The sequence below is a fragment of the Streptomyces sp. NPDC018000 genome (assembly GCF_044328025.1).
Lineage (GTDB): Bacteria > Actinomycetota > Actinomycetes > Streptomycetales > Streptomycetaceae > Streptomyces.
The window spans coordinates 189,112-197,024 of sequence record NZ_JBIRGM010000010.1 but is presented as its reverse complement, the minus strand read 5'-3'; the positions used below and the strand labels follow the sequence as shown (position 1 = coordinate 197,024).

The window sequence follows — 7,913 nt, the reverse complement described above, 5'->3', positions numbered from 1 at the left end:
GCCCCGGCCACTCGTAGTTCGGGCTCCTCGATCCGCGGAGAACAACCCTCCCGCCGCGGGAACAAGCAGCTCAAGAGAGCGTTCTTCCTCTCCGCATTCGCCGCCCTGGCCGACCCCGCCTCCCGCGCCTACTACAACAAGAAGATCAAGCAGGGCAAGCACCACACCCAAGCCCTTCTCTGCCTCGCCAGGCGACGAGCCGACGTGCTCTTCGCGATGCTCCGCGACGGCACCTTCTACGAGCCCCAACCCGCAGGGGCCGGGTGAAGGTTCAGACCTGACGGTCAGTCCTCCGGCCGGAGTCTCTGACGAGCAGCCTCAAGCCGCCGGTCATAGTCGGGGGCGAACAGCTCAGGAAGCGCCTTGTCCAGCGTTCCGGCGATTCGATGGATCGGCGCCCAGACCGCAGGATCGTCGACAACGCGACTCAGGTCCGTCATCTGGAGCTTCTCCAGCCAGTCCGACAGCACCAGTGCCTCGTCACTCGTGAGCTTGATCGTGACTTGGCTATCACCCATGCATATCCCTCCAGCTCGGATTGCACCCGCGACCGCACGAACCTACTGGCCTCAGAGCTTGACCAAACACATCGGGGCACCCCCCATTTGCCGGTCGGTCTCAGCCGACGGCCACACCGAACAGCGTGCCCAGACCGTAGGTGATCGCCGCCGCGGTCCCACCCAGCACCAGCTGACGCAGCCCGCTGTACAGCCAGCTGCGTGCCGTCACCTTCGCCACCACCGCACCGCAGGCGAACAGCCCGACCAGCGCGAGCAGCACGGCCGGCCACAGCGCGCTCGCACCCAGCAGATACGGCAGCACCGGCAGCAGGGCCCCCAGCGCGAACGCGCCGAACGACGACACGGCGGCGACGAGCGGCGAGGGCAGATCGCCCGGGTCGATGCCGAGCTCCTCGCGGGCGTGGATCTCCAGGGCCTGATCCGGGTCGCGCGACAGCTGCCGTGCGACCTCGCGGGCGAGTCCGGGCTCGACGCCACGGGAAACGTAGAGCTCGGCGAGCTCCCGCTCCTCGTCCTTGGGGTGCTTGCGCAACTCGCGCCGCTCGACGTCGAGTTCGGCCTCGACGAGCTCGCGCTGCGAGGCGACGGAGGTGTATTCGCCGGCCGCCATGGAGAACGCACCCGCGGCCAGGCCCGCCAGACCGGTGATCACAATCGTCCGCTGGGAGACGTCACCGCCCGCGACACCGGTCATCAGGGCGAGGTTGGAGACCAGCCCGTCCATGGCACCGAACACCGCCGGGCGCAGCCAGCCGCCGTTCACATCGCGGTGGGTGTGGTTGTCGCGGTGCGCCTCGTGCAGCACGGCGTCGTTCTCGATGATGGACACAGCTCTCCCCTTCTCCGGCAGCGGACTTCACCCGCCCCGCCCCGCTCAACACCATCGAAAGTACGCACGAAAAAGGCCCCCCGCCAGCAAGGCAGGCCGTACTTACTGCCACTATGACCAGGTAAGTACGGCCTGACTTACCGGGACTCTTACAGAAGGCCCCGGTGTTCACGCCAGGGATGAATGCATCTCAGGGCTGCTCTGACCCGCACTTCAGAGCGGGCGTTTCTGCTGCGCGATGTACTCGCGGACGATCGCCGGCGGTGCTCCGCCGCAGGATGCCGAGAAGTACGAGGGCGACCACAGGTGTCCGTGCGTGATGGTGCGGTTGATGTGACCGGTGAATTCCTGGCGTATCCGGCGGGCGGAGACGCCCTTGAGGCTGTTGACCAGTTTGGAGACGGCGACCTTGGGCGGTTAGTTGATCAGGAGGTGGACGTAATCGCGTTCGCCGTTGAACTCCTTCGGTTCCGCCTCGAAGTCCTCGCACACCCTTGCGCATGATCTCTTCGCAGCGTGTCAGCATCTCGTCGTTGAAGACTCCGCGCCGGTACTTCGTCACGAAGACCAAGTGGACAAAACCACGTGTCTCCGGCGCCTTTAGTCGTTCTCCTGATTCACGAGACCAATCACACTAGAGTCTTGGTTGTGCAGCTTCGCTACAACTATCGGGCTTATCCGGATGCCGCCCAGTGCCGTGCGCTGGACCGGGCGTTCGGGTGTGCCCGGGTGGTGTGGAACGACTGCTTGCGCGACCGGAAGGAAGCGCATGCGGCGGGGCTGCCGTATGTGAAGTCGGCGGAGTTGTCCCGGCTTCGTATCACCGAGGCCAAGCGCACCGAGGAACGGGCTTGGCTCGCGGATGTGTCGGCGGTCGTTCTGCAGCAGCCCCTTCGGGACCTCGACACCGCCTACAAGAACTTCTTCGGCAGTCTCAAGAGAAAGCGGCAGGGCCGGAAGGTCGGGGCGCCCCGGTACAAGTCGAAGAAGGACACCCGGCAGTCGATCCGCCTCAACACCAACGCCTTCTCCCTGACGGAGAACGGCACGGTGTATGTGGCCAAGGTCGGGGGTCTCAAGGTGAAATGGTCGCGTCGGCTTCCGGCCGCGCCTACGTCCCTGACCGTCACCAAGGACAGCTCGGGGCGGTACTTCCTCAGCTTCGTGGTGGACACCGAGCCGGACATCCTTCCCGAGGTGGAGACGGAGTCGGGTATCGACCTCGGCCTGTCCGCCTTCGCGTTCCTGTCCAACGGCCGGAAGATCGACAGCCCCCGCTTCCTGCGCAGGGCGGAGAAGAAACTCAAGCGTCTCCAGCGGGACCTGTCCCGCAAGGCCAAGGGATCTAAGAACCGGGCCAAGGCCCGTATCAAGGTCGCACGCCAGCACGCCAAGGTCGCGGACCGGCGCCGGGACTGGCACCACAAGGTTTCCACACAGATCATTCGCGACAACCAAGCGGTGTATGTGGAAGACCTCGCGGTGTCCGGTCTCGGCCGTACCCGGCTCGCCAAGTCCGTGCATGATGCGGGGTGGTCCGCGTTCGTCGGCATGCTGGAGTACAAGGCGGACAAGCACGGCCGCACCTTCGTCAAGGTGGACCGCGCTTTCCCGTCCTCCCAGGTCTGCTCGGCCTGCGGATTTCGGGACGGTCCCAAGCCCCTGCATGTGAGGGAGTGGACGTGTGGCGCGTGTGGCACCGTGCACGACCGTGACCACAACGCAGCCCGCAACGTCCTGTTCGAAGGACGTCGTATCGTCGCCGCCGGACGGGCGGAGACGCTAAACGCCTCGCAGAGCGCCGGTAAGACCGGGACGAAAGTCCCGGCACAGCGCGTTGAAGCAGGAAGCCCCCGGAAGGGTCACACGACCCAGGCCGGAATCCCTGGACTGTAGGCCAGGGAGCACGTCAACGCTTCTGAACCGTCATCCGACTGGCCCTTTTGTTGCGACTGTCGGCCTCTGTCGGGGCTCCGCGTGGCACAGATCGAGCAGGCACGAGAACTGGCTCGGTGTGAGCGAAGGGTCGACGCGATGGAGTTGATTGCAGGAAATCCGGCAGAGCCGCGGACGGGCGGTATGGAGACGGCGGTACGGGGCGGGGCGGACCGGGGCGAGACGTCGCGGAAAGACTTGGGCGACCGGGCCCGGGGCTCCCTGCTCGGTCTCGCGGTCGGTGACGCGCTGGGCGCACCGGCGGAGAATCTGCGGCCGTCCGAGATCCGTCGTCGCTGGGGCCGGATCGAGGATTTCGTGAGCGACGACCCCGCGGGTACGGACGACACGGAGTACGCCATCTTCTCCGGGCTGCTGCTCGCACGGCACGGTTCGGCGCTGACCGTCACCCATGTGGAGCGGGCCTGGCATCTGTGGATCGCCGACCTGGACGAGGGGCCGTTCCGCGGCGCCGGGTTCAGTGAGCGGGGCACGCTGGAGAATCTGCGCCGGGGCCTCGCCGCCCCGATCTCCGCCCAGCACCGGCACGCCTGGAGCGACGGCCTGGCGATGCGGGCGGCGCCGTTCGGCGTCTTCGCGGCGGGCAGGCCGGACGAGGCGGCGCGGCTGGTCGCGGTGGACGGGCGGGTCAGCCATGACGGAGAGGGCATCTACGGCGGCCAGGCGGTGGCGGCCGGGGTGGCCGCCGCGATGGTGGGTGCCGGGGTCGCGGCGGTGATCGCCGCCGCGTTGTCCGTCGTTCCCATGGACTCCTGGACGGCGCGCTCGCTGCGGCGCGCGGTGGCGGCCGCACAGCGCACGTACCCCGACCGGCTCACCAGGGAACGTGCGGTGCGCTCCGCGGTGGTCGTTGGCGGCTACCCGTGGACGGACCTGGCGCCCGAGGCGGTCGGCCTGGCCTTCGGTGCGTTCGCGGCGGCGCGCGGCGACTTCCGTACGGCGGTGCTGACCGCGGTCAACATGGGCCGCGACGCGGACACGACGGCCGCGGTGGCGGGGGCCCTGGCCGGCGCCCTGCACGGGGCGTCCGCGATTCCCCCGCACTGGGGGGAGGCGATCGGCCCGGTCCGGGGCAGCTGCCTGCCGTCGATGCGGGGCTACCACGTCCTGGACATCGCGGAGTTGCTCACCCCGGAGGACGCGGACGAGGCGTACGAGGGCGAAGCCTGTACGCCGGAGAGCGGACCGGCACGGGACACCGGCACCGAGTACGCGCCGCCCGGCGCCCAGTCCGCCACCTCCCCCACCACAGACGGAACGGTGGAGCGATGACCACCGCGCGCGGCACTCGGCACGACCCCCACCGGGACGCCCCCCGCTCCCCCGCCTCCCCGGCCGCTCGTCTCCGTACCCGTCCCGCCCCCGGGCATCGGGCCCGGATCGAGGGGCTGTTGCTCGGGCTCGCCTCCGGGGACGCCGCCGGGTGGCCCGCCGCACGGCACCGGGCCACCCGGATGCCCGAGTGGACCCGACGCCTCACCCGGGAACTCGACACCTTCGCCGAGCAGAACGCGACGACCACGCTGCCCGTCCCCATCGCGCTCAACCAGCCCCCCGAACCCTTGCGGCTCGGGCCCTCCGACGACGCCGAATGGGCGGCGTTCGCCGCCGGAACCGTGCTCGCCTCGGCAGCCGGTCCGCTGCACGGGCTGCCCCCCGGACACCGGATGCGGGCCGCCATCGACATCGCCTGGAACGCCCTGGCGGCCGAGGTCGCCGCGGCTGCCGCCCGCGCCCCCGAGGTCGAGTCGGCGGTGCTCCCCTTGCGCGCCCGGATCTCGGTGCGGGCCGGGCTCGGCAATCTCGCCGCCGGCTTGCGCCCTCCCGCCACCGGGCACGACAACCCGCACTACTTCGACGACGCGGCCTGCGTACGGGCCGCCGTGCTCGCCGTCGTCCACCCCGCGGACCCCATCGCAGCCGCCGACCTCGCCGAGTTCGACGCCCGGTACACCCAGGACGACGACGGCGTGCACGGCGCCCGCGCGATGGCGGCCGCGATCGCCGAGGCGCTGGGCGGTGCGGACGTGGACACCGCGGTGAACGCCGCGCTCGCCCAGCTCCCCGACGGCACGGAGATCGCCCGCAACGCCGCCCACGCCGTCCGGATCGCCCGTGACTTCGTCGGTGAGGCTGCGGGCGCGTTCGCCCTCGTACCGGTGCTGGAGCATCAGATCGTCGACCACGTCTACAGCTACGGGATCGCCGCCGCCGAGACCGTCCCGGTCGCCCTCGCGCTGGCCACCGCGGCCCGCGGCCAGATCGCCCAGGCCATTCCCGCGGCGGCATGCCTGTCGCGGGTGGCCGACTCGGCGCCCGCCCTGGCCGGCGCACTGACCGGCGCACTCGGTGGCATCGGCGCCGTCCCGGACGGCTGGCGCAAGGCCTGCCGCACCCTGGCGGGGTGTGCGCTGCCGCGACTCGCGGGGACCGATCTCATCGAACTCGCCGGGCTGCTGGCAGACACGGAACCGAAGCCCACAGATGGACAATTCAGACATGGCATCCACGACGTCCCTGCGGTCCGAGGCGAAGACCACGGCACTCACACGTGTTGACTTCCTCCCCCTGCCGAAGGGATTCCTACGGCTCACCCACAAGGAGGCGCTTCGCCCATGACCGGCATCGCGGTGCTCGGCAGCATCAATATGGACCTCGTCGTACACGTCGCACGGGCTCCCGAGCGCGGGGAGACCGTCACCGGCCGGGAGTTCCGCACCATCCCCGGCGGCAAGGGCGCCAACCAGGCCGTCGCCGCCGCCCGTGCGGGCGCCGAGGTGACGATGATCGGCGCGGTCGGCGACGACGAGTACGGCGCCCTGCTGCGGTCCGGCCTGGAGCACGCCGGCATCGACACCGATCTGCTGCACACTGCAACAGGCCCCAGCGGCACCGCATACATCGTCGTCGACGACATGGGCTCCAACTCCATCGTGGTGGTCCCCGGCGCCAACGGCACCGTCACCGCTCTGGGCCCCGGCGAAATGGCCGCCGTCGCCGGAGCCGATCTGCTGCTCCTCCAGCTGGAGCTGCCGATGTCCGCCGTGGTGGAGGGCGCGCGGGTGGCCCACGCCCAGGGCGTACGGACCATCCTCACCCCGTCCCCCGTCCAGCCCCTGCCTTCCGAACTCCTCGACTGCATCGATCTGCTGATCCCCAACGAGCACGAGGCGGCCGCGCTCACCGGCTCCGCGGACCCCCGTGCGGCAGCGCAGATCCTGCTCAGCCAGGTCCCGGCGGTCGTCGTCACTCTCGGCTCGAAGGGCTGCCTCCACGCTGCCCGGGGCAGCGAACCCATCCTCTTCCCCGCCCCCGAGGTCACCGCCGTCGACACCACCGGGGCCGGGGACACCTTCGTCGGCACGCTCGCCGTGGCCCTCGGCGAGCGGCGGCCCGTACCGGAGTCACTGGCCTGGGCGTCGTCCGCCGCCGCGCTCTGCGTACAGCGGCCGGGCGCCTCGACGTCCATGCCGTACCGCAGCGAGATCGACGCCGCATGAACGCGACCGCGCAGGCGCCTGTGACCGGACTGCGGGTCATCGGCCTCGCCACGCTCTTCGCGCGGCCTCTCTCCGCCACGATGCTCGGCGACTTCCGTCTCTCGGGGACTCCGGGCGCGATCCGCCGGGCGGGCCGGCCGCACGGTGCGGACAGCGACGAGATCCTCACCGGGCTGGGTCTGCCGGGCTCGGAGATCACCGCGCTGCGGGCGGAGCACGTCCTGTGACCGCGGTGGTCCCCCTCACCCTGCTGTACGTCCCCGGGGACCGGCCCGAGGTGGTGCGCAAGGCGCGTGACTCGGGAGCGGATGCGGTGATCGTCGATCTGGAGGATGCGGTCGCACCGGACCGCAAGGAGTACGCACGGTCCGCCACCACCGAGCTTCTGTCCGAGGCGGTCGAGGAGTCGGCCGTGCCGATCCATGTCCGGGTCCATACCGAGGTGGACATCCTCGCCCTGGCCGGGCTGCCGGGCCTCGCCGAACTCCGGCTGCCGAAGATCACGCACGCGGCGTCCGTCCATCACATCGCGGCTGTGGCACCGGGGGTCGCGCTCTGTCCGCTGCTGGAATCGGCGCTCGGCATCGAGCACGCGTACACGGTCGCCGCCTCCCATCCCCAGGTCCGCTCCATCGCCCTCGGCGAGGCGGACCTCCGAGCCGAGCTGGGGGTACGGGAGGACGCCGGGCTCGACTGGTCGCGCAGCCGGGTCGTGGTCGCCGCCCGCGCGGCCGGGCTCGCACCGCCCACGCAGTCCGTGTTCCCGGACGTACGGGACCTGGACGGTCTGCGGGCGTCCTGCGCGCATGGACGGGCACTGGGTTTCCTGGGCCGGGCAGCGATCCATCCCCGCCAGCTCCCGGTCATCGAGCGGGCTTTCCGTCCGACGGCGCAGGAGGTCGAGGCGGCGGAGGAGATCATGGCGGCGGCCGTGACGGACGGGGGCGCACTGGCTCTCTCCGACGGCCGATTCGTCGACGCGGCAGTAGTGGCATCGGCCCGCCGCACGCTGGCGCTGGCGCGGAAGGCGAAGGACACGCACGGCCGCAGGCCGGTCTGAGACCAACCGGCACATGGGGGGTGGGAGAAAGAGCGTGGGGCCCGAAC

General features: G+C 70.5%; 8 protein-coding genes and 2 pseudogenes. 7 read left to right on the top strand and 3 right to left on the bottom strand.

All coding sequences use genetic code 11. From position 1 onward, the window contains the following. Positions 1-267 (top strand): transposase (locus ACH4EW_RS21775; protein WP_398259243.1); only part of this gene is annotated, 267 nt, incomplete at its 5' end. 17 nt (positions 268-284) lie between these two features. Here the strand turns inward: ACH4EW_RS21775 and ACH4EW_RS21770 are convergent. The 3 genes and pseudogenes from ACH4EW_RS21770 to tnpA all read right to left on the bottom strand — a co-directional run bounded on the left by ACH4EW_RS21770 (position 285) and on the right by tnpA (position 1,921). Then, a complete protein-coding gene (locus tag ACH4EW_RS21770) occupies positions 285-518 on the bottom strand; it encodes a hypothetical protein (protein ID WP_398259241.1) in 234 nt (77 codons plus the stop codon). A 100-nt stretch (positions 519-618) separates the two neighbouring features. Then, positions 619-1,350 (bottom strand): VIT1/CCC1 transporter family protein, encoded by a 732-nt coding sequence (locus ACH4EW_RS21765; protein ID WP_398259239.1) that lies wholly within the window; start codon positions 1,348-1,350, stop codon positions 619-621. A gap of 213 nt (positions 1,351-1,563) precedes the next feature. Continuing rightward, positions 1,564-1,921: pseudogene (gene tnpA, locus ACH4EW_RS21760) on the bottom strand (IS200/IS605 family transposase). Positions 1,922-1,998: 77 nt separating this feature from the next. Here tnpA and ACH4EW_RS21755 point away from each other — a divergent pair. The 6 genes and pseudogenes from ACH4EW_RS21755 (at position 1,999) to ACH4EW_RS21730 (ending at position 7,866) form a co-directional block, all read left to right on the top strand. After that, complete coding sequence (locus tag ACH4EW_RS21755) at positions 1,999-3,246, top strand: RNA-guided endonuclease InsQ/TnpB family protein (RefSeq protein WP_398259263.1); 1,248 nt, start codon at positions 1,999-2,001, stop codon at positions 3,244-3,246. A gap of 183 nt (positions 3,247-3,429) precedes the next feature. Beyond that, positions 3,430-4,578 carry an ADP-ribosylglycohydrolase family protein gene (locus ACH4EW_RS21750; protein ID WP_398259261.1) on the top strand — a complete coding sequence of 383 codons (1,149 nt, stop codon included), beginning with the start codon at positions 3,430-3,432 and terminating at the stop codon, positions 4,576-4,578. Further along, positions 4,575-5,864, top strand: coding sequence for an ADP-ribosylglycohydrolase family protein (locus tag ACH4EW_RS21745; RefSeq protein ID WP_398259237.1), 1,290 nt, complete (start codon positions 4,575-4,577; stop codon positions 5,862-5,864). The genes ACH4EW_RS21750 and ACH4EW_RS21745 overlap by 4 nt, the downstream gene beginning before the upstream one ends. A 57-nt stretch (positions 5,865-5,921) precedes the next feature. Continuing rightward, positions 5,922-6,806, top strand: a complete 885-nt coding sequence (gene rbsK / locus ACH4EW_RS21740) for a ribokinase (RefSeq protein ID WP_398259235.1) — start codon at positions 5,922-5,924, stop codon at positions 6,804-6,806. Between the two features lie 92 nt (positions 6,807-6,898). Then, positions 6,899-7,033, top strand: a pseudogene (locus ACH4EW_RS21735) (CoA transferase); the annotation flags it as partial. Beyond that, entirely contained in the window at positions 7,030-7,866 is an 837-nt protein-coding gene (locus ACH4EW_RS21730; protein WP_398259233.1) for an HpcH/HpaI aldolase/citrate lyase family protein, read from the top strand. The pseudogene ACH4EW_RS21735 and the gene ACH4EW_RS21730, both read left to right, overlap by 4 nt. The last annotated feature ends 47 nt before the right edge of the window (positions 7,867-7,913 follow it).

Excerpts from the sequence above, each read along its gene's own strand:
- ACH4EW_RS21770 (WP_398259241.1), bottom strand. The coding sequence starts at position 518 with ATGGGTGATAGCCAAGTCACGATCAAGCTCACGAGTGACGAGGCACTG.
- ACH4EW_RS21750 (WP_398259261.1), top strand. The coding sequence starts at position 3,430 with ATGGAGACGGCGGTACGGGGCGGGGCGGACCGGGGCGAGACGTCGCGG.
- ACH4EW_RS21745 (WP_398259237.1), top strand. The coding sequence starts at position 4,575 with ATGACCACCGCGCGCGGCACTCGGCACGACCCCCACCGGGACGCCCCC.
- rbsK (WP_398259235.1), top strand. The coding sequence starts at position 5,922 with ATGACCGGCATCGCGGTGCTCGGCAGCATCAATATGGACCTCGTCGTA.